This window comes from Polynucleobacter sp. IMCC 29146 (genome assembly GCF_021395195.1).
Taxonomy (GTDB): Bacteria; Pseudomonadota; Gammaproteobacteria; order Burkholderiales; family Burkholderiaceae; genus Polynucleobacter.
Map to the genome: position 1 here is coordinate 317555 of NZ_JAJVCR010000003.1, position 26181 is coordinate 343735.

Sequence of the window (26181 nt, forward strand, 5' to 3'; positions counted from 1 at the left end):
CTAATCGCTGCAGTTGATTTAGGCTCAAATAGCTTTCGTATGTTGGTGGCTCAGCCAATTAATACGTCCTCTGGCACCCAATTACGCCCAATTGATACCTTGCGTGAATCTGTAAAATTAGCCGCGGGTTTAACCGAAAATAAATTATTAGGTCACGATGCTTACCAGCGGGGCCTCAATGCAATTCATCGATTTGGTGAGCGCTTGCGCGGCTTTGATCCCAGCAAAGTCAGGGCAGTTGCAACCAACACTTTGCGGGTGGCACGTAATTCAGCAAACTTCATTGCTGATGCGGAGCAGGCTTTAGGGTTTCCAATTGAAGTGATTGCTGGGGTTGAGGAGGCGCGCTTAATTTATATTGGCGCCTCACATGAAGCTTCAGCTGTGCAGGGCAATCGCTTGGTGGTAGATATTGGGGGCGGTTCAACCGAATTTATTATTGGCGCGGGTTATGACCCGCAACTTTTAGAAAGTCTTTATATTGGCTGTGTATCGCATAGCATGCAATTTTTCCCTAAGGGGGCAATTGATGCGCACGCTTTTAAGGAAGCTGAATTAGCCGCTCAACGTGAAATTCAGGTGATCTCAGGTGCCTTTTTAAAAGCAGGCTGGCGACAGGCAGTTGGCTCTTCCGGCACCGCTAGAGCTTTAGCCGACTTAATTATGGAAAATAATTTAAATGATAAAGTTAACCACCCTGAAGGCTTAATTACACGAGAAGGCTTAAAACAACTTAAAAAGCTTTTACTCCAATTTGATAATGTTGGTGAAGTTGAATTACTTGGTCTTAAAGATGATCGGCGTTTAGTTTTACTTGGCGGGCTGTCGATTATGTTGGCAGTATTTAATGAGCTAGGAATTGATTCGATGGAAGTAACCGACGGCTCCTTACGCATCGGGGTACTCTATGATTTACTAGGTCGTGCTCAGCATCACGATATGCGCTTTGTAACCGTTGAGCAATTTATGCAGCGCTATACTGTTGATCGAAACCAGGCACAGCGAGTTGGTAAATTGGCTACCGATTTTTTAGAGCAGTTACCCAAGCCGAACCTAGAAAATCGCAGTGATAATTTGGCGCTAATAGAGTGGACTGCTAATTTACATGAAATTGGTTTATCGATTTCGCATAACGGCTACCATCGGCACTCTGCATATATTGCGGGTAATGCCGACATGCCTGGCTTTTCGAAAAAAGATCAAGCGCGCCTAGCAACCTTACTATTGGGTCATACGGGTAAGCTAGGAAAATTAGCGACTAGTGAGGGTTTTTTAGATTGGCGCATGCTCTTTAGTTTGCGCTTGGCTCACGTGTTAAGTCGGGGACGAATCGATGCCGATTTACCGGCTGTTAAAGTTTCACTCGAAGATGATGGATTTGTTGTGAGCTTACCCAAAGCTTGGGCTAATGACCATCCTTTAACTGAATTTAGTTTAAAAAAAGAAGCTTTAGAATGGGAGCGTATTGGCCGTAGTTATCGAATTAAATTGAAATAAAAACTAGCCAAGTAAAAGTCAACTATTCTTAGCTGCCAAAGAAGTGCTTTGCATAACGTGGGTTAATTTCATTAAGGCGCAAAATGGTGAGCACATCTGCGGTATTGAATTGAGGGTCCCAAGCCGGGGCACTACAAATTTTGGCGCCTAGCTTTAAGTAGCCTTTAATTAGCGGTGGCGGTTCGACCTCTAAGCCGCCATTTAATCGCTCTAAAGGTAGCGGAACATGAGGAAATGCATGATTTTCAATTGGCGCCATCTGTTCATTTTTTAATGAATTGAATAAGCTCGCAGCAAAATGACCGCCATCCGCCATTGGGATGCTGGCACAGCCCAACATAATTTCATATTGATGTAATTGCATGTATTGGGCTAGACCGCTCCACAAAGCCATAATGACTGCGCCAGAGCGGTAATCAGCATGTACACAAGAACGTCCTACCTCAACTAATTTAGGGCGTAAATGATTCAACCGAGTGAGATCAAATTCGGAGTCGGAATAAAGGCGTCCGATTTCCTGTGCTTTATGGGGCGGTAAAACACGGTAAGTACCAACCACCTGAAGGCTTTCTTGATCGCGTATCAGTAGGTGCTCGCAATACGCATCGAACTCATCGATATCTAGACCCGTGCTATTAGGAGACAATTGCGCACCCATCTCCTCAGCAAATACTAAATAACGTAAGCGCTGGGCCTCACCTATTTCTTGTGAGTTGATGGCCCATGAAATTTGTAGCGTAGGCTTTTTTGATTTTACTGATTTTATATTGGGCTCAAGGATTTCAACTTGAGCTAATAGAGATGCTCGCGATTTAAGAGCAAACTTCTTACCAAATAGTTTTTTTGCAATCTTTTTAGAAAAGATCTTTTTTAGGGGCTTTAATTTTTTCCCCCACCTTGCTTTATCGAAAACAATTAGACTATCTAAATGAATAAATGGATTTGGAACTTCTTTCATAAGAAAAATCTTTCAATATTTAGTCGAAATTAATTAATAAAAATCGGAATAATTATCGTAAGCCAAATTAATAAGGCGAATAATAGTGTCAGCATGACTGCCGCCGAGCCAAAATCCTTAGCTCTTTTAGAAAGATCATGATGCTCAAATGAAATACGGTCAATTGCAGCCTCAACGCTAGAATTTAATAGCTCAACCGTTAGCACCATCAGCAAAGATCCGACCATTAGTGCTTTTTCAAGATGGGTAGCGGGAATTAAAAGTGCAATTGGGGTAAGGATAATTAGCAAGGTAAGTTCTTGTCGAAATGCACTTTCCTCCTGAAATGCATAAACAACGCCGCACCAAGAATTTTTAGCTGCATGCCAAGCACGGGAAATACCCCGATTACCCTTATGAGGGTTTTGATTGATGTGATATGGCATTTTCAATTGGGGATATTCACGCTAAAGCGGTTTGATGTAAGTCGGGATTTGGAACGGGCTGAAGATGACTTGCAAATTGTTCAGTTGCGGCACGCCAGGAGAATTTTTCTGCATGTTCACGAGCGCGCTCCCGAGGAATTTTAAGGGCCTGTAGGCAGGCTTCTTTTAAATCTTCATGCATTACGCCAGCATTCGATTTACCAAGCACATCAATTGGGCCAGTTACTGGGTAAGCTGCTACTGGCAAACCGCATGCCATTGCTTCGAGCAAAACTAGACCAAAAGTATCTGTTTTGCTGGGAAATACAAAGACATCGGCGGCAGCATAAACTTGAGCAAGCTCAACTTGATCAAGTACACCTAAATAATGAATTTCAGGATATTTTTGCTTAATACCTGCTAATGCAGGCCCATCGCCGACAATCCATTTTGAGCCTGGCAGATTGATTTCTAAAAAGGCATTTATATTTTTTTCAATAGCAACTCGTCCGACATAAAGATAAATTGGGTGGGCTGAATTGAGCACTTTAGAGGGTTGCATTTTAAAAATATTGAGGTCAACACCGCGCGACCATAAAACTACATTAGCAAAACCATACTTTTCAAGATCATTTTTAACCACTATCGTTGGCGCCATTACAGCCATAGAAGGTTTGTGAAACCACCTTAAAAAACGATAGGTGATGCCCACCGGAATTTTTGTGCGCGCTTGAACATATTCAGGAAAACGCGTGTGATAGGCTGTAGAAAAGGGTAAATGATTACGTACCCCGTAGGCGCGGGCTGCCAGACCTAATGGGCCTTCAGTAGCAATATGCATAGCATCAGGTGAAAATTCCTTAATTCGTTCAGCTAATTTTTTACCTGGAAATAAGGATAAAGAAATGTCGGGGTAAGTAGGGCAGGGGATGGTTTTAAATTCTTGGGGAGTAATCATATCGACCTGATGCCCCATGGCAATAAGTTCAGACCGAGTTTGCTTTAAGGTGCGCACTACGCCGTTTACTTGTGGTTCCCATGCATCTGTAATGATCATGATTCTCATGCGAATACCTCATTTGGAAGGGTTGATATTGGTTCTAATGGTTGTTCGAGCGATAAGACTGGATCGCCTTTAATTTTTGGCCAATGAATAATTTTTAATTCACCGGTGTTGGTCTCAACTAGAGCAGTAAGGCTTTCAACCCAGTCGCCATCATTGCAATAAAGTAGTCCATCTATGTGCCGAATTTCGGCTTTATGAATATGTCCACAAACGACCCCATCGCAATTGCGCATGCGCGCTTCGCGGGCCATCATATGTTCATAGTCGGCAATAAAACTAACGGCATTTTTTACTTGGTGCTTTAAATACTGCGATAAAGACCAGTATTGCAAACCCATCTTCATGCGAATGTGATTGAAGTAACGGTTCATGTGAAGAATGAGGGTATAAAGGCTATCGCCAACGTACGCCAGCCACTTGGCGTATTGCATTACTCCGTCAAAGAGATCGCCATGAGTAATCCACAGTTTTTTCCCATCGGCTGTCACGTGAATGCATTCTTCTACTACCTTGACGTCTCCAAATGAGAGACCAAAAAATTGGCGGGCACTTTCATCATGGTTGCCAGGAATATAAATTACTTCAGTACCTTTACGGGCTTTGCGTAGTAATTTTTGTACGACATCATTATGTGATTGTGGCCAATAAAATGATTTTTTTAAGCGCCAACCATCGATAATATCGCCGACCAAATAAAATGTATCTGCTTCGTTGTGCTTCAGAAAATCGAGAAGGTAGTCCGCTTGGCACCCTGATGTTCCGAGGTGCACATCTGAAATCCAAATAGCTCTGTAGTGCTGCATGGAAGTTCATTAGGCCACCGAGTTATGTAAGTAGCATGACAGTTTCGTGTCATTTTTATGACTTGTTTGAAATTTATGATTGCTGAATGGCTAATTCATTTTCATTTTCAATCATCTTTACCTTAAGTAGAATTACTTGGCATATTATTCGCGGCATGCTGACTCTCTGTTTTCTATTCCCTTTTCTTAGTAGCAAGGCGAAAGAGCAGCAGATTCAAAATTGGGCGCTTCAGTTGCTAACTTTACTAGGCATACGCTTGCATTTAGTTAACGCAGACTTTTTTCCAAAAGAGCCTTGTTTATTAGTTGCTAATCATATTTCCTGGGTTGACATACAAGCGATATTGGCATTTCAACCCATGCGTTTTGTTGCTAAGTCAGAAGTTGCTAGGTGGCCACTTTTTGGCTGGATGGCAATTCAATTGGGTACTTTATTCGTTCGCAGAGATAGCGCATTTCATGGTCGAAAAGTAGCGCAGGATATGCTGCCGATTCTTCAGCAGGAAAGTATTTGTATATTTCCTGAGGGCACTTCTACTGACGGCACTGTAGTTTTATCCTTCAAAACCAGTTTATTCGAGGCGGCTGTGCTGGGTAATGCACCTGTTTCGATGGTGGTGATACGGTATTTTAGGGATGCATCGAATGGGCTTCAGCCCTCAAGTGCAACTGCTTTTATTGGTGAAATGGGGTTAATAGAGTCTATCTTTAAGATTTTGCAAGCGAGACCCTTATTGGTTACGCTTGAGTTCTTGCCAATAGCCCCAACAGGCTTAGACCGTAAAGGCTTGGCAGAATTTACGCACAGCCAAATTGCAGCCAAAATCACTGAAAAATTGCCCAATGCTCCTAAATTAGACCTTCTAGCTTCAACTTTACGGTGAAATTGCGTAGCCCATGTAAAATAGCCAGCTTGTCGGGGCGTAGCGCAGCCTGGTAGCGCATCTGCTTTGGGAGCAGAGGGTCGAAGGTTCGAATCCTTTCGCCCCGACCATGATTCTTTAGTCCAGCAGTTCGTGTTTCCATCTGCCCATAGCTCAGCTGGATAGAGCAACGCCCTTCTAAGGCGTAGGTCGCACGTTCGAATCGTGCTGGGCAGGCCAATTTATAGAGGTCCGTACCGGACACATGGTTTACATCCGGTACCGACCACATAGTTTACAGTTGCCGTTCACCCCAATACTTTATTTGTAAAAGAATAAAGGGGGTCACTTGACCCCCTTTATATATTAAGATTTTGCCTAATCCATCTGGATCTTGGCATAGTCAATCACCTTACGCCAGCGATCAGTATCGGTCTTCATAAATTGAGTTGCACGTTGCGCATTCATGTATGTAACCGTAGCACCTAAACGTGAGATTGCCTCAACCATTTCCTTGCGAGCCACAATCTTTTCTAAAGCAACCTGCAAACGTTGACTGACGCCATCAGGTATTCCTTTTGGGGCGGCCAAACCAAACCAAGCAGAAACATCGAAGTTGGGATAGCCTGATTCAATCATGGTTGGCACATTGGGAAGGGCGGGATTACGTGTAGCAGTCGTAACGGCTAGAGGCTTTAACTTATTGCCATTAATTAGACCAAGAGCAGGCGGTAGATTATCAAACATAAAATCCACTTCTTTTGCTACCAGCCCAACATTTGCAAATGCCGAGCCACGATAGGGTATATGAACCACAAAGATACCTGCTTGGTTCTTGAGCATCTCGGCACTGAGATGCAGTGATGTGCCGTTGCCATTGGAGGCGTAATTGAGTTTTCCGGGATTTGCCTTCGCTCGTTTGACTAAATCGGCAACAGTGTTAATCCCCGATTCTGGGTTGACCAATAAGACATTGGGAAGCTGTCCGAGAACAGCAATGGGTTCAATGCTGACTGGGTTGTAAGGCAAGGTCTTATACAGAGCAGGGCTAATGCTTAGTGGAGCGGAAGCCATTAAAAGGGTATAGCCATCTGGACCCGCTTTTGCAACGTCGGCTGCTGCTAAATTGCCACCTGCTCCTGGTTTGTTCTCAATCACCACGGGCTGACCCAGTTCTTTGGAGAGCTCTGGACCAATGAGTCGCGCAGCATTATCAATTAAGCCGCCCGGAGGAAAGGGTACCACTAACTTAATAGCGCGATTGGGATAACTTTGAGCATGTACATGAAAGCTTATAAAGCTAATCAGAATTAAAGTGAACGAAGTAATAATGTGACGCATCATTAATCCCTTAGTCAATGTCATGCTCTCTTTTTATCACTAAATCCTGCAGATATCGCTAGTGGTTTACCTTAATTTATTACAATCGGCTTACCAAATTGCACCAAACGTGCGACGTAAATCTTCAATCTGCACTCCACTTAAGGGGGGTGCCTGACAGTTTGACATCAACCAAAGCTTAGCGGTTTCCTCTAACTCCTCAAGAACAGCGCTAGCCGTTGAGGGTGATTGATGCCATACCACTGGCCCAAGTCGATCAAGCATGACGCCACGGATCGGTTTAGCTATTTTAATACCCTTAGTAATGCATTCAACTACCATAGATGCTACTTCGGGATCACCAGGGCGTCGATAGTTAATAAAAGGGATATGACCAACCTTCATGACGTAATAAGGAGTAATCGGGGGCAAGATATCAGCTTCACTCCAGACCCCTCTGATACTCAAACTCACTAGATGGCTGGCATGAGTATGAATGACGCAAGACGCTTGAGTATTTGCTAAATAAATACTACGGTGTAGCAATACCGTTTTTGAGGCGAGGGATCCGCTGATTTGCTCACCATTAGAATTAACGAGCGCAAGTTTATGGGGGACTAAATTACCAAGACAAGCATCAGTTGGAGTAATTAAAATGTTTCCATCATCTAGTCGAATGCTGATGTTACCTGCACTTGCGTGCACATAGCCACGCATATATAGAGATGCGCCAACCCTACATATTTCTGCGCGTGCTTGTGATTCAATCATGATATAAGTTTGATAGCTGTGTAAATGATTTTGTAAAAAAATCGATGGAACCAAAGTTCCCTGATTTTAGAGCTAAGTGGATAACCTTGTCCTTAGAGCAAGGTGAGATTGCTGACATCCATGGTACCCCTGGATCAATTTGTGGACCAATGATCATCTGTTTAATTCCTAACGCTTGAACGATGGCACCCGAGGTTTCTCCACCAGCAATTACTAATTGGCGTACACCAACTTCAACTAAACCCATAGCGATCTCTGTAAGTATTTTTTCAACCAATTCACTTGCGTGAATAGCGCCTAATTTCTGTTGTATTGATTTTAAGTTATCCGGCTGTGTAGTGGCATAAATAAGAATCGGACCATTCTTAAGATGTGTTTTTGCCCACGCAATTGCTTGTTGCGCCATATTTACTTGAGATACATCTGCAAGCGGATCGATTGCAAAAGTAGGCAATCCCCTCTGACAAAAGTCTAGAACCTGCGCATTGGAGGCTTGTGAACAACTACCTGAGATAACTGCTTGATAGCCCGAAGCAGGAGGCAGTATGTCGGCGCTCTCATTTAAATCTAATAAACCATGAATCCGCCAGTTATTCGGTAGACCAATTGCTAGGCCTGAGCCTGCCGTAACAAGAGGTATATCCGCAATAGCCGAAGCAATAGATTCTAGATCTTGATTACAAGTAACATCAACCACTGCAATCGTAATTCCTTCGTTTTGAAGCGCATGGAAACGAGCCCGAATTTCAGTAGGTCCAGCACGTACAGAGGCATAATTTACTAGGCCCACAATACGATGAGTTTGTGCTTGCATGACCCGAACTAAATTTGCGTCAGTCATGGGGGTAAGCGGATGATTACGCATTCCACTCTCTGAAAGAAGTTCATTTCCAACAAAAAGATGACCATTAAATATGGTTCGTTTAGCCTCTGGAAAAGCAGGGCAGACAATTGTGAAGCCTTTACATTTTCCATAAATTGCATCCATTAGGGCTTCTGTCACTGGACCAATATTACCCTGAGGTGTTGAATCAAAGGTTGAGCAATATTTAAAATAAAACTGCTCAACGCCCTGCGCTTTTAACCATTCATAGGCCTGTAAAGACTGCTTGATAGCTTCATAGGAAGAAATGGTTCGCGACTTGAGGGAAATGACGATGGCATCTGTATTCAGTGTTTGTGAATCCTCTGGTACACCAATAGATTGAATGGTTCGCATGCCTGCACGAACTAGGTTGTTCGCTAAATCACTTGCTCCAGTGAAATCATCTGCTATGCAACCTAGAAGTGGTCGATAGATCCTTTTTTCCAACAGAATTATCCTTTTATGACACAGGATACGGCTTGCGGGTGTCTCAAAATATATGCCCGAATTAAACTCACAACAGAAGAATCCGGATTTAATCCAAGCTGGGTAGCGCGCAGATGACTAAATTGACTTGGCCATGAACTCACAATCGCCTGAACCTGATGATCTACTTTCCATTGAAGTAAATTAGCCACGTCCTTTCCAGCAACTTCTTGTAATGCGTTTGCCATTTCGCCAACAGTAGTGCTTAGGGCAGGAAGGTTGACTGCTATGGGTGCACCCCATATTGAGGACGGAGATTCAAGGGCACATAGTAAGCCTTCAAGCGTTTTATCAAGTGAGGAGAGAGCCACTCGCGTTTCTGGAGGAACTGGAACAACGCTGTTCTGTCCTGATAAAGGCTCTCTCAACATTCCACTTAAAAAGCTTGATGCAGCCCCATTTGGTTTACCGGGACGAATGGAAACGGTCATTAGGCGGATATTGCGTCCATGAATTAAACCTTTCCGTGTAAAGTCAGCAACTAACTGCTCAACCATAAATTTTTGGATTCCATAACTACTTTGTGGTGTTGGTTGGTCAATATCTGAGATGCTGCTTGGTAATACATGGCCAGGAGGTGCTCCAAAAACTGCAACAGAACTAGGAAATACAAAAACAGGGCGTTGTGCTTGGTGACGAATTGCTTGCAGTAAATTTAAACTCAGCTGTAAATTACTCTGCAAGCCTAGGTCTAGGTTAGCCTCACACTCTGCACTGACAGCAGCAGATAAATGAATGACTGCATCAATCTTGTTTAGCGGGAGAGTTTTAGATGTAATCAAATCATTTAAGTCGCCAATAAATGAGATAACGCGGCTCTCCGCAGCGAGATCATCAGGTAGCTTGTTTAAATCAGTTAAAAAGAGCGTGGTGAGTGGAGCAGTTGTTCTGCCTTCAATTTGAATGAGCGGTTTCCTTAAAAGCTCCCGGGCTAGACTCGAACCCAAGAAACCACTACTTCCTGTAATTAGTATATGCATATGATTTTTTTATAAATTATTTTGCATCTGGTAATTTAATGCCCGGAAATATCTTAATAACAGCCGCATCGTCCTCGCGACCATATCCCGCCGCAGAGGCTTGCATAAACATTTGATGGGCTGTCGCCGCCAAGGGCAGCGGAAACTTGCTTGCGCGAGCGGTATCTAGAACAAGACCAAGGTCTTTTATAAAGATATCGACTGCGGATAGAGCGGTGTAGTCTGCCTGCAAGACATGTGCCATTCTGTTTTCAAACATCCAACTATTACCGGCACTATGCGTAATGACCTCATAGAGAGCATTAGGATCTACCCCTTCACGAATACCTAAGGCCATTGCTTCAGCTGCTACAGCAATATGAACACCGGCCAATAGCTGATTGATAATTTTTACCTTACTACCAAATCCTGCACGATCGCCTAATTTGTAAATATTACTTGCCATGGCCTCTAAGATATTTCCTGCTTTTTGATATGCATCAGCATGACCAGAGGTCATCATTGTGATTTGGCCAGCAGCTGCTTTTGCAGCACCACCAGAGATGGGAGCATCTAAATATAGAAATCCTGAATTATTTAGGCGTTTCTCAAGCAAAGCAGACCAATTAGGATCAACTGTTGAGCACATGATAAAGAGTGATTGCTGCTTCAATTCATTTACTGCACCATGATCACCAAACAGTATGGCTTCAGTTTGCTCCGCATTTACAACGACGCTAATAATGATGTCAGATACTTTTGCTAGTTCAGAAGGTGTCTTAAACGCCACTCCCCCAGCCAATGCAAAATTCTCAGCTACTTCGAACCGTACATCGCAAACATTTAGAGCATAGCCATTACGACGCAAAGAGCTAGCCATACCTAATCCCATGGCGCCAAGACCAATGAGACCTATGGATGGTGAGTTTTTGGTATTAGTAGTCATAGATCCTAGCTACAAATATAAAGGGTTAAGTGCAATATAGATCTCATTGTATGTCTGGCGTAAAGTTTATTACACAGTACCATTTTTACGCTGTAAACCATTGAAATATATAGACATTACAGACCCGCAAATTTTAAAAATCCTTGTATCGGCGCTTCGATTCCGCCCAGCACTTCTAACTGCCAACTTTACTCTGAAGATTTTGAACTATGTCAACCAGCCTAGGACCAAAGTCATTTTCTATTTGTTTTTTATCGGCCTGCTGTGCTGGAACGGTGATATTCATGGCTAAATTTTGACCATTTATTTTATTTTTAAATGGCACTGCTATTCCATATAAATTAGGTCGCCATTCACCATAACTTGTGCAAAAACCTTTTTTTTGGATTTCTTCAAATGACTTGCTCAGTTTTTCATGAAATTTTTGCCACTCATCTATTTTATCAATATGTAACTTATCCAAAATGAGCTCAAGCTCTGATTTCGTATTTGTATACAGCAGAGCACGCCCAATAGCCGTACTAAGTAAAGGCCTAGCAGATCCGATATCAGGATGTGCATTACTACGATAGCGGTTATAGGTAGTTTCAATATAAACAACTTGTAGGCGATCTCTGATGCCTAGAGAAACTGGACCCTTTACTATTTTTGATAGCTCAATCATATCGTGAGCTGCAATTTCTCTAATATTAAGTTGTATTAATAAAGGGTACCCAAGTGTTAATACTCCAGCCCCTAAAGAGTATCTACCGGTTGCTTTATCTCTGCATAAAAATCCCATGGCAACAAGGGTAAAAGTTAATCGAGATATGGTTGGCTTTGCTAGACCCAATTTTTCAGCTATTTCCTTATTGCTGAGTGTTAAGGACGCAACGGTAAAGCACTGTAGTACATCAAGACCATTACCAAGGGTTGAAGCAAACTGTGGATGTTCTTCCAGCGTCGCCTTTGGCAGAAGTTCAAAATTATCAATTTGTTTATTGTGCAATTCGCTTGACCTATAAATTATTTGTTATAGTTGTATTGTATATTTAAATTGAATTGAATACAACTATTTTGAATTGAATCGATATGAAAAAAGGGGCAAAAGGAAGACATTTATTTAGGTTTGCATTGATAGCAGATTCGCATTTGAATCCAGTAGATGAGGGTAATACCTCTCCATGGCAGACCAACCACTTAGCAAATCCTAGGAACGAAGTAGTTGTCAGGGCTGTAAATATACTCAAGCCTGCATTTACAGTGCATTTAGGAGATGTTGTACATCCATTGCCTTACACAAGTTCATACAAAGGCGCAGCAGAATATGCAAATAATTTATATCAAAAATTAAATCACCCTTTTTACATAACACCCGGAAATCACGATATTGGGGACAAATATTTAGCTGGTAATCCTGCAGCAACTATTACGCAGGAAAGCTGTAAGGTTTATGAGAGCTTCTTTGGGGAACAGTGGCAGACATTTGAGAGGGATGGGGTTTGCTTCATCATTTTAAATTCTTGCTTATTTGGCTCAGACTCAGAATCTGAGGATTTGCAATGGAAATGGTTTGAGAAGACTTTGAGCCTCAATTCAGATAAAAGAATTTTTTTATTTTCTCACTATCCACCATTCATTGCAGACAGAAATGAAGAAAATAATTACGACAATATTGAGCAAGAACCTAGGGCAAGGCTATTAAATTATATTGAAAAATATAAAGTTGAAGCAATTTTTGCTGGCCACGTACATACATTTTTTTTAAATCAAATTTTTAGTACACTTTCTTACGCTCTACCCTCATCAACAAACTTTCGTCAAGACTATGCGGAAATTTTTAGAGTAAATCCGGCTCAAGAGTTTGGCAGAAATGATGTAGGAAAGTTTGGATTCTTTATTGTTGATATATATGAAGACGGCCATATAAGTAGATTTGCCCGCACTAATGGATCGACTGAGTTGATTGATGCATCAGAGATATCTAATCAGATGGAGTTTAGACCGGAAAATTCAAAGCCAATGAATATTTCTGTGGATATGTGTCATGAGTGGTGCGAAGTATTAAGGCTTCCATATAACCCACCCTTAGATGCCTTCACTAGAAAAAAGGTTAGAAATGATTATTCAATATTAAATTTATGGGACTGCGGAATTGAGCACATCAGAATTCCAGTATCTGACATTAGCGATGATCAGGTTTGGGAAAGGGTAAAATTTCTTAGCCATTTAGGTATACGATTCACAGTATTTACTGTATCTACTTTCAGTAATCTAGTAAGAGAAAGACTTTCGGAGATATCTAACTCAATTCACGCATTTGAGATGATCTCAGTTAAGCCTGATGAAAAATTGGTCAATCTAAAAGTAGCTTCACTAGACATTCCAGTTTATTTCTCACCAATTTATATTCCGCAGCCTCATTCTGGATCTGCCGGACCATTTGATCACACAATGGCTAGCGGATATTTTGTAAGCGATCTATCTGAACATTTTCAAGCTCCAAAATATATTCATTCGGGGCGTGATCTAGATGGTATTGTGGTTAGAGTGCCATATGGAGACAGTGTTTTAGATGCCATTGCACATTTAGGAGCTCTACAAAGCTCAAGCGATATGCAAATCGTTGCAAACATTTGTTTATTACCTAATAAATCATCCTTAAATAATAACGATGATGATGCAATTTCTCTGCGGGTCGCTGAAGCATGCTTTGCTTCGTTAATGAACCCACAAATACATATTCGATTAGATACATTTGTTGATATTGATCGCGGCTATTTTTTAAGACATGGGTTATTTGATAGGCGACACAATCCCCGTAAAGCCGGCCTCTTAATAAAGCAAATTAAAGATGTTTACGGGGCTTTAAAAAACTTGTACGTTAGCGTAGAGGTCAAATCTGATGGAGTTAAAGAGTTCCAATTGAAATGGGACAAGGGTGCCTTACAACTCCAATTAAAAAATGGAATCTTCAAGGAGATAGTATGAAATTACTTAAATTATTTTTTTTATTGACCACTTTAAATCTTGTAGGTATATGTCAAGCGCAAGAATGGCCAAACAAGTCCATACAAATGATTGTTCAGTTCCCGACGGGTACAACAACGGATTCTGTTGCCAGGGATTTGGCTGATGAGTTATCAAAAGAACTAGCGCAAACAGTGGTTGTGATGAATAAGCCTGGTGCTGGTGGAGTTGTTGGTGTGTCAAGTTTAGCTTTGGCTAAGCCGGATGGATATACGATTGGAACAGTCAATATGCCCACATTAACAACTATTCCCCTGCTTCAGACGGTCACTTATGATCCTTTGAAGTCGTTTTCACATTTGGCGGTAGTTGGGCCATATGACTACGGGATCTTTGTCAATGCAGATGCTCCATGGAAAACTTTAAGTGAATTAGTTGAGTACGCCAGAAAGAATCCCAATAAATTATCTTATGGGACATTGGGGGCTGGCACTACAAATCAACTAACAATGGAGAGGCTGGGCAACGATCTTGGGTTTAGCTGGAACTTCATTCCATACAAGGGAGACAATGAGTCAGTACTTGCATTACTAGGCGATCAAATTCAGGTAATTAATGCTTCTGGAGCCGCCACTATGGCGCATGTAAAGGCTGGAAAATTACGAATGCTGATAAGTACGGGGCCTAAAAGATGGTCTGCGTTGCCAAATGTTCCAACTCTTACGGAAACAGGATTAGTTAAATTTTCACAAAATTCATATTATTCACTAGCTGGCCCCGCTGATATTCCCGAGCCAATTAAACGGCGCCTTGAGAATGCGCTCAAAAAAATTCTAACGGATAAGACTGTTGCAGAAAGATTATTAACCAAATATGGACAGTCTGTGGTCTATCAATCAGGCGCAGATTATGCAAAATTTATCGCAAATGAGAATGCAAGTTTGAGGGCACTTACTGAAACGAAGAAATAAATTTGAGAGACTCATTTATTAAAAAATCTTGGAATATATGAAAAATAGCGATATAGATTTGCGCCGTCAAAAAATACTCCCTAGAGGCGTAGGAATTATGTGTAATTTTTATGTGAGTAGAGCTGAAAATGCAACTCTTTGGGATGTAGAGGGTAATCGGTATACCGATTTTAGCGCAGGTATTGCGGTATTAAATACAGGTCATAAGCACCCTGTAATAAATTTAGCAATTCAATCTCAGCTAGATAACTTTACTCATACCGCATTTCAAGTAATACCCTATGAAAGCTATATTTCATTAGCAGAGCGTATTTCACTTATAGTTCCAATTTCTGGTGAAAAAAAAGTTGCTTTTTTTTCAACAGGAGCAGAGGCGGTTGAAAATGCTGTAAAAATTGCCCGTTCATACACTGGAAGATCGGGATTAATATCATTTTCCGGCGCCTTTCATGGGCGGACAAATATGGGTTTGGGCTTAACTGGTAAAAACGTCCCCTATAAGAATGGTTTTGGCCCATTTCCTTCTGGTATTTATCATTTACCTTTCCCGGCGGATATTCTTGGCGTTAGCGTTGATGAAAGCATTGATTCTTTAGAGCGACTATTTAAATCGGATATAGATCCGTTCAGTGTTGCTGCAATTATTTTTGAGCCTATTCAAGGCGAGGGTGGTTTTTATGTAATGCCAAATGAGATGCTTATCAAATTACGCAAAATTTGTGATGAATATGGAATTGTTTTAATAGCCGATGAAATTCAGTCTGGGTTTGCAAGAACAGGGAAAATGTTTGCATTAGAGCACTATAGTGTTGAGCCTGATTTAATAACGATTGCCAAAAGCTTGGCTGGAGGAATGCCTTTATCGGGGGTGTGTGGACGGGCGGAGATTATGGACGGGCCTTCTCCTGGTGGTTTGGGTGGGACTTACGCGGGTAACCCGCTGGCAATCGCCTCCGCTCATGCCGTACTAGATGTTATTGAGGCGGAAGGTTTATGCGCTCGCTCAAGAAATCTGGGCGATAGGTTAATTCAGATGCTTACGAAAGAACAAGAATCTAATCCATATATTGCAGATATTCGAGGAATTGGATCCATGACTGCCATTGAGTTAAGAGATCCCAAAACCAATCAGCCTACTCCAGAGATCGTAACTCAGATACAAAAAACGGCTTTAGCACAAGGATTAATTCTTTTGTCATGCGGTGTTTATTCAAACGTAATTAGGTTTTTGTATCCCTTAACAATCCCAGAAACTCAATTTGAAGATGCATTGAAGATTCTGAGTAGCTCAATACGGGAATCATGCTGAAGAAAACCCCGATTTACCAATAATAGGTCAAATAAATAGAATGACCTAGATAGAAACAACCCATTGTCATGAAGTTTTAGTATATTCGGGTAGTTCAATTTGAGATGGGAGTCGCCGTGAAGTTTGCCTATGTTTACTTATGCTTAGCATTCATTGGCGTAGCGCAGGCGGCCGAGCCTAATTTAGCCTCCTACCCAGCCCATCCTATCCGTGTAATTATTCCGCTAGCGCCAGGCAGCGGGGCCGATAATGCCGTGCGCATTGTTACGCAAAAAATGAGTCAAAATATGGGACAAGGTTTTATCGTTGAGAACCTTCCTGGCGCCGCTGGCTTAATTGGTGCCGATAAAGTTGCAAAAGCAAGCCCGGATGGCTATACCTTAGGGGGTTTCAACGATAGCATCTTAACTATGGTGCCAAATGTCAATCGCAAACTGCCTTGGAACCCTATTAAAGACTTTGCCCCGATTTCTTTGGCTGTGATGGTGGAGTGGGGCCTCGTTGTGCCATCTAAATCCCCCTATGCGAACGCAGGCGAGCTGATTGCTGCTGCCCGCAAAAATCCAGGACAACTGAATTATGGATCAGCTGGTAACGGCAGCCCCCAACATATAGCCATGGAGTTATTTGATTCCGAGGCAGGCATTAAGATGACGCACATCCCCTATAAGGGGATTAATCAAACGGGTATTGGGGTTGCCTCAGGAGAAGTGCAGGCGGCATTTATTACTTTAGCTAGCTCTAAAACCTTAGTAAAGTCGAACCGCCTTAAATTAATTGGTGTTACGAGCCCTAAACGTGCTTTGCAGTATCCAAATGTCCCAACGATTGCAGATTCTGGTCTTCCTGGGTTTGAGTTTAGCGCCTGGTTTGCGTTGGTAGCGCCTGCAGGAACACCACAGCCTATTATTCAAAAACTAAACACTGAGCTGATTAAAGCATTGAAAGATCCCACCGTACGTCAACAACTTCTGGCTAATGGCCTTAATCCAGTGGGTAGCTCGCCAGAAGAATTAAGCAAAAAAATTCAAGAGCAATTAGCAAGCTATGCTGCTTTAGTTAAAAAGACGGGTATAGGTACGGATTAATTAAGGCTGGGTAGGGTGTTGATAGGTCATGGCTACTTTGAATTTGTTCTGATAGGATAGGCGGAGTATGAAAATCTTTATCGAGATTTAATGCGCTAACCTAATGTAAGATGATAAGGATCTTATGCGGCATAGCATCGCCATAATTATTATCAACGCATTACTTGTTTCTATCGCATGGGCAATTCCCGATGGATTTGTTTATGTTGATCAGGAAATTCCTGGCATTCGGGTTGGGTTAAGGTATGCCAGCAGCAATAATTTCGTCGGGCGGCCTATTAACGGCTATGTTAGTCAAAGGGCCGTCTTAACTAAACCAGCTGCTAAAGCACTTGCTGAGGTTCAATCTGATCTCAAACCATTTGGCCTGGAATTATTTATTTTCGATACTTATCGACCACAAAGGGCGGTTGATGACTTTATCGCTTGGGCAAAAGATCTAAAAGATACGCGTACAAAAACGAAGTACTATCCCAAAGTGGCAAAAGAAAATTTATTTTCGGAGGGCTATATTGCTGATCGCTCTGGCCACAGCAGGGGAAGTACGATCGATTTAACGATTATTTCATCAGCTTCGCCATTTCGACCTCTCAATATGGGCACTAATTTTGATTTCTTTGGGCTAGAGTCATGGCCAAAATATATTGGTGTATTGACACAACAAAGGGCTAGCCGACTGTTGCTGAGAACGCTCATGCTCAAACATGGTTTTAAGCCATACGAGATGGAATGGTGGCATTTCACCTATGAAAAGGAGCCATTTCCCGAGACCTATTTTGATTTTGTTGTTGATTAAGCGCCCTGATCATGCGTCTGTTACTATTTATATAATAATTGAATTTCTAAAGGCCAGATTGCCACATTTTTTAAAGTCTTTTATGATTTTGGTAGTCATTGGCGTAAGCTCCAATGGCTTTGCCCAGTCACGTTTTGAGGATAGCTTTACTCAAATGGGTGTGGGCTATGAAGTCTTAAAGTTTTCCTTTACAGGCGGAACGATTACTGAACCTCCACTTCAGGGTGTGCCTTATACCGCTTCTGCTCCCAATTCGAATAACCTAACCTTCTCGGCTGCTACCGGCTATAGTTTTTTATTGCATCCCAATTTCTTATTGGGCTTTGGCGCTGAATATAATCTGGTGGATTCCAAAAGCTCTACTTACACGATTACCGTTCCAGGTGGAAGTGGCAGTGACCAATTTAAGCAAGGTAGCGCTACTAATTGGGTATCTGCTATCAAGAACCAAGATTACAGTGTATATGTTGCGCCTGGATATCCTATTGGGCTTGATAAATTGGTTTTTGCCAAGTTAGGTTATGCGAGTACTCGAATGTATTCTGGGGGTGGTGATTACGATATGGTTAGGGGACCCTTAGTTGGACTAGGCTACAAACAAGTGATTGCCGATTTTGATTGGATTATTAAAGGCTATATCTATGGCTTTGGCGAAGCAAACTACATTAAATATAGTAATGTTTATACCTCTGGTGGAACTGGATCATACTCTGCTACTGCAGCCAATGTTCGCGTAGGTTTGGGCTTTCTGTGGAAGTGATGTAAATAGGTCTCTGATTTTGGGATCTAAAGCAAGACGACCAAAATCATCAATATTTTTTCTGAAGGCTTTATTGTGGGCGTGCCTTAACTTTATTTAGACACGCTTTTTAAGCGCAGAAGTTAAGCGCAATAAACCTGGGCTATATTTTCCCAAGGGTACGCAGGCCCGAATAATACAGAGTTCATCTAAAGCAGTTGCCTTAGTCAATGCAGAAAATAATTCATCTTCGGTTTTGCATAAGAAACCTTTGCCAGTGCCCAATACGGTTGGTAGTTCTTCAGAGCGCAATGAGGCAATATCATTAAAGGGGCCGTCCATCATGGGTCTTTGAGTGCCATAACCTTGGTTATCAACAACTATCACTAGTGGATTTACCCCGTGAAATACCGAAGAAAGAACCTCTAAGCCTGTCATCAAAAAGGCGCCATCTCCGACTAATACCAAGGGTCTGCGGGTAGCATCGGCGCGAGCGGCGCCCAAAGCTGCTGGCACCGCATACCCCATGGTAGCGTAATAGGCGCTGGCAAGCATTAGAGATTGCGCTGGCAGTTCTATCGAGCCAAATAAACAATCTCCTGGCTCAACAATTAAACGCATTTTATTATCAAGAAAGATCGATACGCATTCCATAATTCTTTCAACCACGAGACCTTGGCCAGCAATTGGAATAAAAGTCATTGTTTTATGGGTGACATGCCCATATTCTTTGTAACCTCTAGCGCTAGCTGCCTTAATTAAAGCAGGTAAGAAGGCCCACAGCGGAACGTCTTGATAGGTGCGAAAACCAATACTCACTTGGTAATCCGTACATTCGATTACCTGACCGCGATCTAGGTGATCGGTAAATGCACCCATTATTAAATCGGCATATAAAACCCCAAACATAATCAGAGGTTTTGCATTTTCTACTTGTTGAACAATGGCTGGTGCGCTAACTGCCCCCATATAAACACCCAAAGCTAAGGGATGGGTTTCTGGTACTACCCCCTTAGAAACAGAGGTGGTTGCCATTGGCACCTCAAAATTTTCCATGAAAGCTAGTAGCTCTTTACCAAGTCCGCGCCGCACCGCCATTAAACCCGCAATAGCCACTGCATCACCTGCACCCTCTAATAGTTGCAATGTTTCTGCTACTGCAAGTTCTAAACGCTGTGGATGGACTTTAGGCAACTCGATCGATAGATCCTCTAGGCAATCAAGCACGGGAACGTCAACCATATCTCGGGGAATTTCAATGTAGCCAGGACGTTGATTTGCAATCATGGCTCCTAGAACACGATCTATTTCCGCAGTCACGGTTAAGGGGTTTGTCAGCACGGCCTGGGCGATGGTGATATCTTTAAATACCTCAAGTTGGGTGTCAAAATTTTTAACCTTGTGATGCAGTAAAGGGTCCCCCTGTCTTTCAGATAATCCTGGAGCACCACTTAGCACTAAAAGTGGTACATTTTCCGCCCAGGCCCCAGCCGTAGCATTCACTACTTTAAAGCCGCCCACCGAATAGGTTACGGCACATACCCCAAATCCTCGGATCCGCGCATAAGCCTCAGCTGCAAATGCTGCGCCTTGTTCATCGGTAGTTACTAGTATTGGAAAGCCACAGTGGTGGAGTTGAGCAAATAACTTCAGAGCATAATCTCCAACGATTCCAAAACCCTCATCAACCGCCAGCTCTTTAAAACGACGTATGAAAAACTCCGGAATTGTTGTCATGGTTTGCGCTGTTGTCATATGGGCCATAAGGGTTAGGTTGGTCTAGTCTAAAGCAAATCAAGGTAAAAAAATGAGCTATTTAGCCTCCTTACCCCTTAAAATAAAGCAAAAAATAGAGCTAAACCTAGTCACGTAAACTTGTCATAATAAAATTACATTTGCTCCTCACTTTGAAAGTAATCATGAAAACTAAACTATTCTTAATGCTTGCTGTATTAGAGTTTTTTGCATTTGCAGCATTTGCGCAGACAGGCAGTGTTTGTGAGGCTTTGGTTATTACGGGGCACCCAGCTTACCCGCCAGTAGCCTGGGGGGCTAATGGAAAAATTGTGGGCGCTTCGGCTGAATTAGTGACGACTATTGCCCAGCAGCTGCAAGTGAAGAATATCAGTTCAGTTGACTTTGGGTCTTGGCAAAAAGCCCAAGATGCTATTAAAGAGGGTAAAGCAGATATTATTTTTGGTATCTATAAAGATTCATCAAGAGTTGCTTATATGAATTACATTGATCCACCGTATATGCAAGACCCAGTTGCCATTGTGATTCGTAATGGTGATTCTTTTAAGTATGCCGAGTGGGGTGATTTAAAGGCCAAAAAAGGAGTAACAAATTTAGGCGAAAGTTACGGCAATGATTTTGATACCTATATTGCACAAAATTTAACAGTGGCACGAGCTAATGGAGTAGACAAAGCTTTTGAGGCGTTATTAAAAATGCAAGCCGATTACCTTATTATTGGTCGCTATCCAGGTAAGCTGGAGGCAAAGAAATTAAATATCCTTACAAAAGTTGATTTTTTGCCGAAAAATGTGGTTTATGGAGAAATGTATGTCGCTTTTTCGAAGAAATCTAAATGCTACAACAGCCTACAGGCTGGCTTTTCAGAGGCAATTAAAAAAGCCGTTAGTGGTGGCAAGATAGAGATGTTGCTGGAGCAGGCTAATAAACAGTTTTATAAATAAGCAGTGCTATTAATCTTAAATCTGTTTCAATGAATTTCTGGTTCACTGCCTTTGCTGCGCTTCTGTGAATTTTCAGCATTGCTAGCATGTACTTGGGTTTCTAAAAAATCAAAATCACAGCCATTATTGGCTTGTTGAATGTGTTGTAAATAAATCTTACCAAAGCCCCGCTCAAACTTAGGAGCTGGTGCTACCCATGCTGCTTTGCGTTTGGCCATTTCCGCCTCAGAAATCAAGACATTTAATTTGCGGGCGGGTACGTCTAATTCAATGAGATCGCCATCTTGTACAAAAGCCAAGGGCCCACCAATATAAGCTTCGGGAGTGACATGCAAAACACATACGCCATAACTAGTCCCGCTCATACGTGCATCAGAGATACGCACCATATCGCGCACTCCTTGTTCTAAAAGCTTTTTAGGGATAGGTAACTGCCCCCACTCTGGCATACCAGGCGCCCCTTGTGGGCCAGCATTTTGCAAAACAATTACTGAATTAGCATCGATTTCTAAATCGGCCGAATCAATGCGTGCAGATAAATCGTCATAGTTTTTGAATACGACCGCTTTACCAGTATGTTTTAGCAAGTGAGCTTCAGCAGCTGGGGGCTTGATAACTGCGCCATCTGGGGCCAGATTTCCTTTTAAGATTGCCAAGCCGTCGCTTTTTACCAGTGCTTTATCTGCCGAACGAATGACATCATCATTGAATACCTTGGCATCAGCGATTAGCTCGCCGATGGTTTTACCATCAACGGTTTGCTCAGCAAGACTTAAGAAGCCGGTCAGTTGCTTGAGTAAAGCACGTAAACCACCCGCATAGAAAAAATCTTCCATGAGATATTTGCCCGAAGGTCTTATATTCGCAAGGACAGGGATTTTGCGTGCTAATTCGTCAAAGCGTTCTAAGGTGAGCCCAAAGCCCGCACGTTTGGCAAGAGCAATTAAATGCACTGCGGCATTAGTAGAGCCCGATAAAGCTAAGGTAGTCATTACAGCGTTATCAAAAGAGCCGGCAGTGAGAATGTCAGATGGTTTTAAATCTTCCCAAGCCATTTCGACAATGCGTCTGCCTGTTAAGGTAGCCATTTGCGCATGTCTTGAATCGGGGGCCGGAATAGATGCATAACCAGATAAACATAAGCCTAGCGCTTCAACTGTACTTGTCATGGTAGATGCGGTACCCATGGTCATGCAATGACCAGCTGAGCGTGCAATACCATCTTCAATTTCGCCCCAGTCAGCCTCGGTAATATTGCCCGCCCGTAATTCATCCCAGTATTTCCATACATCGCTGCCGCTACCCAAAAATTGACCGCGATAATCACCACGTAACATCGGGCCAGCCGGCAGAAAGATGGCGGGAATGTTCATACTAATTGCACCCATCAATAGAGCAGGCGTTGTTTTATCGCAGCCACCCATCAAAACGCACGCATCTGCTGGGTAAGAACGTAACAACTCTTCTGTTTCCATTGCGAGCAGGTTGCGATACAACATGGTGGTCGGTTTTTGAAAGGGCTCGGATAAACTCATGGCAGGCATTTCCACTGGGAAACCGCCGGCCTGCCAAATACCTCTTTTTACTTCTTCAGCGCGCTGACGAAAATGGCTATGACATGGGTTAATATCACTCCACGTATTAATAATAGCGATGACCGGTTTGCCGGCATAATCGCTGCGGGTATAGCCCATTTGCGCTGTGCGCGAACGATGCGCAAAGCTACGCATATCTTTAACGCCATACCAGCGATGACTACGGAGCTCTTCTGGTTTTTTGCGATTTGCTTTACTCAATTTTGGCACCTGACTCTTTAATAACAGCGACCCACCGATCATTTTCGGCTTTAATAAATGCGGCAAATTCACTTGCCGATCGTTCGGTTATAGGCGTACCCGCTTTTTCAAAGCGCTCGCGTACTTCAGGATTTGCTAAGGTTTTCTTGAGAGCAGCTTGCAATTTTTGCACTACATCTTTAGGCATATTTGCTGGACCAACTAAACCTTGCCAACCTGAAGTTTCTAATTCTGCATAGCCCGATTCGCGAACCGTTGGAACATTAGGTAAATCTTTATCTCTAGTAGAGCTAGTAATGGCAATCGCTTTGAGGTTACCAGACTGAACTTGCGGCACTAAGATGCCAGTAATATCAATCAAGATATGGGTTTGACCTGAAATTAAGTCGACGATGGCTGGTGCAGAACCTTTATAGGGAACATGTGTGAGTTTGATGCCGCCAACATTATTCAGTAACTCACCATTTAAATGGGTGATGGAACCATTGCCACCAGAAGCAAAATTGGCTTTGCCCGGATTCTTTTTAGCCCACTGAATAAATGTTTTAAGAGAGTCTACGGGTAGCTCGCGTGGGACAACGGCTAGAAAATAAGTAGAAACAATTTGCCCAATGGGGGTGAAGTCTTTTAAGGGATCGTAAGGTTTTTTTGCCATCATATTGGGCGCTAAAACCATTGGACCAATATTAGCTACCACTAAGGTATAGCCGTCGGGAGCAGCTCGTGCTAGCTCGGTTAGGGCAATGACACCAGCAGCACCGGGCTTATTCTCCACAATAACTTGCTGTCCCAAGGCCTCGCCAAGATAGGGCGCAATGAGACGCGAGGTAAAATCTAGGCCACCACCTGGGGGAAAGCCAACAATGAGCTTGATGGGTTTGTTAGGATAGTTTGATTGCGCATAACTAGGCAAAGTCTGCATGAGCAACGCAATTACTACTAAGAATGGTAATCTACACCGATTAAACATTGTCCCCCCTTATTTTTTTATTATGCTAGCACATTCTAAGCAGCAATAAGCTCTATCACTATGCCAATATTTCAAGCCGAAGATTTAAAAACTAAAATTGTTCAAATTATTACTGCTACTGGTAGTTCTGAGGTTGAAGCTTTGCGGGTTTGTACCAATCTAATTCACGCGAACCTAAAAGGGCATGATTCGCATGGTGCTGGGATGATTCCGCGCTACGTGGAATCATTTGTAGAAGGCTCTTTGCAGCCAAACCAATCGGTTCGAGTGAAGAGTGATTTAGGCAGCTTGTTGGTGCTTGATGGCCAGCAAGGTTTTGGTCAGGTCGTGGGCGAAGAGGCTATGGTGATGGGAATTGCTAGAGCCAAAAAATTAGGTAGTTGCATTTTATCCTTATCGCGTGCTCATCACTTAGGCCGTATTGGACATTTTGCTGAAATGGCGGCGGCAGATGGTTTGGTGTCGATTCATTTAGTCAATGTTCTATCTGCACCTGTTGTAGCGGTATGGGGTGGGGGTATTGGTCGCCACGGTACTAATCCATTTTGTATTGGTGTGCCAATTGCTAACCGTGCGCCATTCATCCTAGACTTTGCTACTAGTCGCTCAGCCCAAGGCAAGATGCGGGTGGCTCATAATGCAGGTAAATCAGTAAGCCCTGGGTATTTAATTGATCAGCAGGGCTTGCCGACTACCGATCCTGGCGTAGTAGTAAGGCCCGATGCGGCTGGCAATTTGGGCGCGCTGATGCCTTTTGGTGAACACAAGGGTTCGGGCTTGGCCATTGCCTGTGAATTATTAGGTGGAGCATTAACGGGCAACGGCACTTGGAAGCCGCCGAAAGTAAAAAAACGCGCCATTTGGAATGGCATGTTATCCATTTTAATTAATCCTGCTAGCATGAGCTCTAAAGAACAATTTGACCTAGAAACAAACTCTTTTATCGACTGGGTATATCAAAGCCCAGCTAGCGAAGCGGGTGTGCCGGTTATGCTAGCTGGTGAGCCCGAACAAAAAATGATGGCTCAACGCATTAAAGATGGCATTGAGATTGATGATAAAACTTGGCAAGATATTTGTGAGGCAGGTAAAAAGGTTGGTGTTAATTTAAATTCAGTTTAATTCTGAGATTGGTTCAATAAATTGGAGAACGTATGCAGCACGTTACAACTTCACTGAAGTCAAAGTTACAGCAAGGTAAGAGTATTGGAGGCGCATGGATGATGACGGTTAATCCCGCCTTTGCTGAAATTGCATCGGCAGTTGGCCTCGATTTTGTGGTGGTTGACATGGAGCATGGCGCAATTGGTCTAGCAGATTTACCTGGCATATTGCGCGGCTTTAGTCGCGAAACTACCGCGCTGGTACGCGTGCCTTCTGCCGATCCTAGCCTCATTGCTCGTGTTTTAGACCGTGGTGCCCACGGCGTGATGGTGCCTCGGGTTGAAAGTGTTGAAATAGCTTTAGAGGTAGCACGCGCCGCAAAATTTCCGCCTCAAGGCGATCGTGGCTTAGCTCTACCCGCGCTGAGAGCCTCGGCTTATGGAACCAATGCCGACTACCGCAATAATGCAAATAGAGATACTTTGGTGATTATTCAATTGGAATCTCGGAATGCAATGAATTTAGCCTTGGAAATTGGCGGCTTGCCAGAAGTTGATTTAGTTTTTGTAGGCCCAACTGATTTATCGGCCAATTTAAATTTAGAAGGGCCAGATCATTTTATTGAGTTAAACCAAGTAATCGATGCAGTTGTAGCTAAATGCAAGTCGGCCAAAATTCCAGTTGGGATTATTCCCTTTGCTGGCAGAGCTATTCCCGAGCTTAAACAGCTTGGGTTTCAAATGATTGTGGCTGGCAGTGATGTGGGTTTCTTAAGAGATTCAGCAGTTAATTTGAAGAAAATCCTCGATTCGAATTAAATTA

24 protein-coding genes and 2 tRNA genes are annotated in these 26181 nt (G+C 42.7%); 13 read left to right on the forward strand and 13 right to left on the reverse strand.

Annotated elements, in window-relative coordinates; genetic code table 11:
- Positions 1 to 39 precede the first annotated feature (39 nt).
- Positions 40 to 1497 (forward strand): Ppx/GppA phosphatase family protein, encoded by a 1458-nt coding sequence (locus LZT22_RS05390; RefSeq protein WP_233924090.1) that lies wholly within the window; start codon positions 40 to 42, stop codon positions 1495 to 1497.
- 28 nt (positions 1498 to 1525) lie between these two features.
- Here the strand turns inward: LZT22_RS05390 and LZT22_RS05395 are convergent, their stop codons facing one another.
- Genes LZT22_RS05395 through LZT22_RS05410 form a run of 4 tightly spaced genes read right to left on the reverse strand, consistent with a single transcriptional unit; the run spans position 1526 to position 4728 of the window.
- The gene (locus LZT22_RS05395) at positions 1526 to 2455 is read right to left on the reverse strand and encodes a GNAT family N-acetyltransferase (protein ID WP_233924039.1); all 930 of its coding nucleotides are present in this window, start codon (positions 2453 to 2455) and stop codon (positions 1526 to 1528) included.
- Positions 2456 to 2484: 29 nt separating this feature from the next.
- Positions 2485 to 2880 (reverse strand): diacylglycerol kinase, encoded by a 396-nt coding sequence (locus LZT22_RS05400; RefSeq protein ID WP_233924040.1) that lies wholly within the window; start codon positions 2878 to 2880, stop codon positions 2485 to 2487.
- Positions 2881 to 2896: 16 nt separating this feature from the next.
- Positions 2897 to 3925, reverse strand: a complete 1029-nt coding sequence (locus LZT22_RS05405; RefSeq protein ID WP_233924041.1) for a glycosyltransferase family 1 protein — start codon at positions 3923 to 3925, stop codon at positions 2897 to 2899.
- Positions 3922 to 4728 carry a UDP-2,3-diacylglucosamine diphosphatase gene (locus LZT22_RS05410; protein WP_233924042.1) on the reverse strand — a complete coding sequence of 269 codons (807 nt, stop codon included), beginning with the start codon at positions 4726 to 4728 and terminating at the stop codon, positions 3922 to 3924. The genes LZT22_RS05405 and LZT22_RS05410 overlap by 4 nt, the downstream gene beginning before the upstream one ends.
- Before the next feature lie 86 nt (positions 4729 to 4814).
- Between LZT22_RS05410 and LZT22_RS05415 the strand changes: the two genes are divergently transcribed.
- The 3 genes from LZT22_RS05415 to LZT22_RS05425 all read left to right on the forward strand — a co-directional run bounded on the left by LZT22_RS05415 (position 4815) and on the right by LZT22_RS05425 (position 5831).
- Positions 4815 to 5612: a 1-acyl-sn-glycerol-3-phosphate acyltransferase gene (locus LZT22_RS05415; RefSeq protein WP_233924043.1), complete on the forward strand. Its 798-nt coding sequence runs from the start codon at positions 4815 to 4817 to the stop codon at positions 5610 to 5612.
- A 33-nt stretch (positions 5613 to 5645) separates the two neighbouring features.
- A tRNA-Pro gene (locus LZT22_RS05420) sits at positions 5646 to 5722 on the forward strand.
- 32 nt (positions 5723 to 5754) lie between these two features.
- Positions 5755 to 5831 (forward strand) — tRNA-Arg (locus tag LZT22_RS05425).
- A gap of 138 nt (positions 5832 to 5969) precedes the next feature.
- Here LZT22_RS05425 and LZT22_RS05430 read toward each other — a convergent pair.
- The 6 genes from LZT22_RS05430 to LZT22_RS05455 form a co-directional block, all read right to left on the reverse strand.
- Complete coding sequence (locus LZT22_RS05430; protein ID WP_233924044.1) at positions 5970 to 6956, reverse strand: tripartite tricarboxylate transporter substrate binding protein; 987 nt, start codon at positions 6954 to 6956, stop codon at positions 5970 to 5972.
- 66 nt (positions 6957 to 7022) lie between these two features.
- Complete coding sequence (locus LZT22_RS05435; protein ID WP_233924045.1) at positions 7023 to 7682, reverse strand: aldolase; 660 nt, start codon at positions 7680 to 7682, stop codon at positions 7023 to 7025.
- A complete protein-coding gene (otnK, locus tag LZT22_RS05440; RefSeq protein WP_233924046.1) occupies positions 7675 to 8994 on the reverse strand; it encodes a 3-oxo-tetronate kinase in 1320 nt (439 codons plus the stop codon). The genes LZT22_RS05435 and otnK overlap by 8 nt, the downstream gene beginning before the upstream one ends.
- 5 nt (positions 8995 to 8999) lie before the next feature.
- Positions 9000 to 10013, reverse strand: a complete 1014-nt coding sequence (locus LZT22_RS05445; protein WP_233924047.1) for an NAD-dependent epimerase/dehydratase family protein — start codon at positions 10011 to 10013, stop codon at positions 9000 to 9002.
- Positions 10014 to 10029: 16 nt separating this feature from the next.
- Complete coding sequence (gene ltnD, locus LZT22_RS05450) at positions 10030 to 10938, reverse strand: L-threonate dehydrogenase (protein WP_233924048.1); 909 nt, start codon at positions 10936 to 10938, stop codon at positions 10030 to 10032.
- A 175-nt stretch (positions 10939 to 11113) separates the two neighbouring features.
- Positions 11114 to 11926: an IclR family transcriptional regulator gene (locus LZT22_RS05455; protein WP_233924049.1), complete on the reverse strand. Its 813-nt coding sequence runs from the start codon at positions 11924 to 11926 to the stop codon at positions 11114 to 11116.
- Between the two features lie 83 nt (positions 11927 to 12009).
- Here LZT22_RS05455 and LZT22_RS05460 point away from each other — a divergent pair, with 83 nt between their 5' ends.
- From LZT22_RS05460 to LZT22_RS05485, 6 genes are all read left to right on the forward strand, one after another.
- Entirely contained in the window at positions 12010 to 13908 is a 1899-nt protein-coding gene (locus LZT22_RS05460) for a metallophosphoesterase (RefSeq protein WP_233924050.1), read from the forward strand.
- Positions 13905 to 14858 (forward strand): tripartite tricarboxylate transporter substrate binding protein, encoded by a 954-nt coding sequence (locus tag LZT22_RS05465; protein WP_233924051.1) that lies wholly within the window; start codon positions 13905 to 13907, stop codon positions 14856 to 14858. The genes LZT22_RS05460 and LZT22_RS05465 overlap by 4 nt, the downstream gene beginning before the upstream one ends.
- Positions 14859 to 14895: 37 nt before the next feature.
- Positions 14896 to 16167 (forward strand): 4-aminobutyrate--2-oxoglutarate transaminase, encoded by a 1272-nt coding sequence (gene gabT, locus LZT22_RS05470; protein ID WP_233924091.1) that lies wholly within the window; start codon positions 14896 to 14898, stop codon positions 16165 to 16167.
- A gap of 116 nt (positions 16168 to 16283) precedes the next feature.
- Positions 16284 to 17255 carry a tripartite tricarboxylate transporter substrate binding protein gene (locus tag LZT22_RS05475; RefSeq protein ID WP_233924052.1) on the forward strand — a complete coding sequence of 324 codons (972 nt, stop codon included), beginning with the start codon at positions 16284 to 16286 and terminating at the stop codon, positions 17253 to 17255.
- Between the two features lie 124 nt (positions 17256 to 17379).
- Positions 17380 to 18051: a M15 family metallopeptidase gene (locus tag LZT22_RS05480; RefSeq protein ID WP_233924053.1), complete on the forward strand. Its 672-nt coding sequence runs from the start codon at positions 17380 to 17382 to the stop codon at positions 18049 to 18051.
- An 82-nt stretch (positions 18052 to 18133) separates the two neighbouring features.
- On the forward strand, positions 18134 to 18811 hold the full coding sequence (locus tag LZT22_RS05485) for a hypothetical protein (protein WP_233924054.1): 678 nt from the start codon (positions 18134 to 18136) through the stop codon (positions 18809 to 18811).
- Between the two features lie 96 nt (positions 18812 to 18907).
- Here LZT22_RS05485 and LZT22_RS05490 read toward each other — a convergent pair whose 3' ends face one another.
- The gene (locus LZT22_RS05490; RefSeq protein ID WP_233924055.1) at positions 18908 to 20527 is read right to left on the reverse strand and encodes a thiamine pyrophosphate-binding protein; all 1620 of its coding nucleotides are present in this window, start codon (positions 20525 to 20527) and stop codon (positions 18908 to 18910) included.
- Positions 20528 to 20709: 182 nt separating this feature from the next.
- Between LZT22_RS05490 and LZT22_RS05495 the strand changes: the two genes are divergently transcribed.
- A complete protein-coding gene (locus tag LZT22_RS05495; RefSeq protein ID WP_233924056.1) occupies positions 20710 to 21489 on the forward strand; it encodes an ABC transporter substrate-binding protein in 780 nt (259 codons plus the stop codon).
- A gap of 26 nt (positions 21490 to 21515) precedes the next feature.
- Here the strand turns inward: LZT22_RS05495 and araD are convergent, their stop codons facing one another.
- A complete protein-coding gene (gene araD, locus LZT22_RS05500) occupies positions 21516 to 23327 on the reverse strand; it encodes an L-arabinonate dehydratase (protein ID WP_370635191.1) in 1812 nt (603 codons plus the stop codon).
- Positions 23278 to 24207 carry a tripartite tricarboxylate transporter substrate binding protein gene (locus LZT22_RS05505; RefSeq protein ID WP_233924057.1) on the reverse strand — a complete coding sequence of 310 codons (930 nt, stop codon included), beginning with the start codon at positions 24205 to 24207 and terminating at the stop codon, positions 23278 to 23280. The genes araD and LZT22_RS05505 overlap by 50 nt, the downstream gene beginning before the upstream one ends.
- Positions 24208 to 24315: 108 nt before the next feature.
- Here LZT22_RS05505 and LZT22_RS05510 point away from each other — a divergent pair, with 108 nt between their 5' ends.
- Positions 24316 to 25377 carry a malate/lactate/ureidoglycolate dehydrogenase gene (locus LZT22_RS05510; protein WP_233924058.1) on the forward strand — a complete coding sequence of 354 codons (1062 nt, stop codon included), beginning with the start codon at positions 24316 to 24318 and terminating at the stop codon, positions 25375 to 25377.
- A 32-nt stretch (positions 25378 to 25409) separates the two neighbouring features.
- Positions 25410 to 26177 carry an HpcH/HpaI aldolase/citrate lyase family protein gene (locus tag LZT22_RS05515; protein ID WP_233924059.1) on the forward strand — a complete coding sequence of 256 codons (768 nt, stop codon included), beginning with the start codon at positions 25410 to 25412 and terminating at the stop codon, positions 26175 to 26177.
- Positions 26178 to 26181: the final 4 nt, after the last annotated feature.

Coding starts and splice junctions, on each gene's coding strand:
- LZT22_RS05390 (WP_233924090.1), top strand. CDS start 40: ATGTTGGTGGCTCAGCCAATTAATACGTCCTCTGGCACCCAATTACGC.
- LZT22_RS05395 (WP_233924039.1), bottom strand. CDS start 2,455: ATGAAAGAAGTTCCAAATCCATTTATTCATTTAGATAGTCTAATTGTT.
- LZT22_RS05400 (WP_233924040.1), bottom strand. CDS start 2,880: ATGCCATATCACATCAATCAAAACCCTCATAAGGGTAATCGGGGTATT.
- LZT22_RS05405 (WP_233924041.1), bottom strand. CDS start 3,925: ATGAGAATCATGATCATTACAGATGCATGGGAACCACAAGTAAACGGC.
- LZT22_RS05410 (WP_233924042.1), bottom strand. CDS start 4,728: ATGCAGCACTACAGAGCTATTTGGATTTCAGATGTGCACCTCGGAACA.
- LZT22_RS05415 (WP_233924043.1), top strand. CDS start 4,815: ATGGCTAATTCATTTTCATTTTCAATCATCTTTACCTTAAGTAGAATT.
- LZT22_RS05430 (WP_233924044.1), bottom strand. CDS start 6,956: ATGACATTGACTAAGGGATTAATGATGCGTCACATTATTACTTCGTTC.
- LZT22_RS05435 (WP_233924045.1), bottom strand. CDS start 7,682: ATGATTGAATCACAAGCACGCGCAGAAATATGTAGGGTTGGCGCATCT.
- LZT22_RS05445 (WP_233924047.1), bottom strand. CDS start 10,013: ATGCATATACTAATTACAGGAAGTAGTGGTTTCTTGGGTTCGAGTCTA.
- ltnD (WP_233924048.1), bottom strand. CDS start 10,938: ATGACTACTAATACCAAAAACTCACCATCCATAGGTCTCATTGGTCTT.
- LZT22_RS05460 (WP_233924050.1), top strand. CDS start 12,010: ATGAAAAAAGGGGCAAAAGGAAGACATTTATTTAGGTTTGCATTGATA.
- LZT22_RS05465 (WP_233924051.1), top strand. CDS start 13,905: ATGAAATTACTTAAATTATTTTTTTTATTGACCACTTTAAATCTTGTA.
- gabT (WP_233924091.1), top strand. CDS start 14,896: ATGAAAAATAGCGATATAGATTTGCGCCGTCAAAAAATACTCCCTAGA.
- LZT22_RS05480 (WP_233924053.1), top strand. CDS start 17,380: ATGCGGCATAGCATCGCCATAATTATTATCAACGCATTACTTGTTTCT.
- LZT22_RS05485 (WP_233924054.1), top strand. CDS start 18,134: ATGATTTTGGTAGTCATTGGCGTAAGCTCCAATGGCTTTGCCCAGTCA.
- LZT22_RS05490 (WP_233924055.1), bottom strand. CDS start 20,527: ATGACAACAATTCCGGAGTTTTTCATACGTCGTTTTAAAGAGCTGGCG.
- LZT22_RS05495 (WP_233924056.1), top strand. CDS start 20,710: ATGAAAACTAAACTATTCTTAATGCTTGCTGTATTAGAGTTTTTTGCA.
- araD (WP_370635191.1), bottom strand. CDS start 23,327: ATGATCGGTGGGTCGCTGTTATTAAAGAGTCAGGTGCCAAAATTGAGT.
- LZT22_RS05505 (WP_233924057.1), bottom strand. CDS start 24,207: ATGCAGACTTTGCCTAGTTATGCGCAATCAAACTATCCTAACAAACCC.
- LZT22_RS05510 (WP_233924058.1), top strand. CDS start 24,316: ATGCCAATATTTCAAGCCGAAGATTTAAAAACTAAAATTGTTCAAATT.
- LZT22_RS05515 (WP_233924059.1), top strand. CDS start 25,410: ATGCAGCACGTTACAACTTCACTGAAGTCAAAGTTACAGCAAGGTAAG.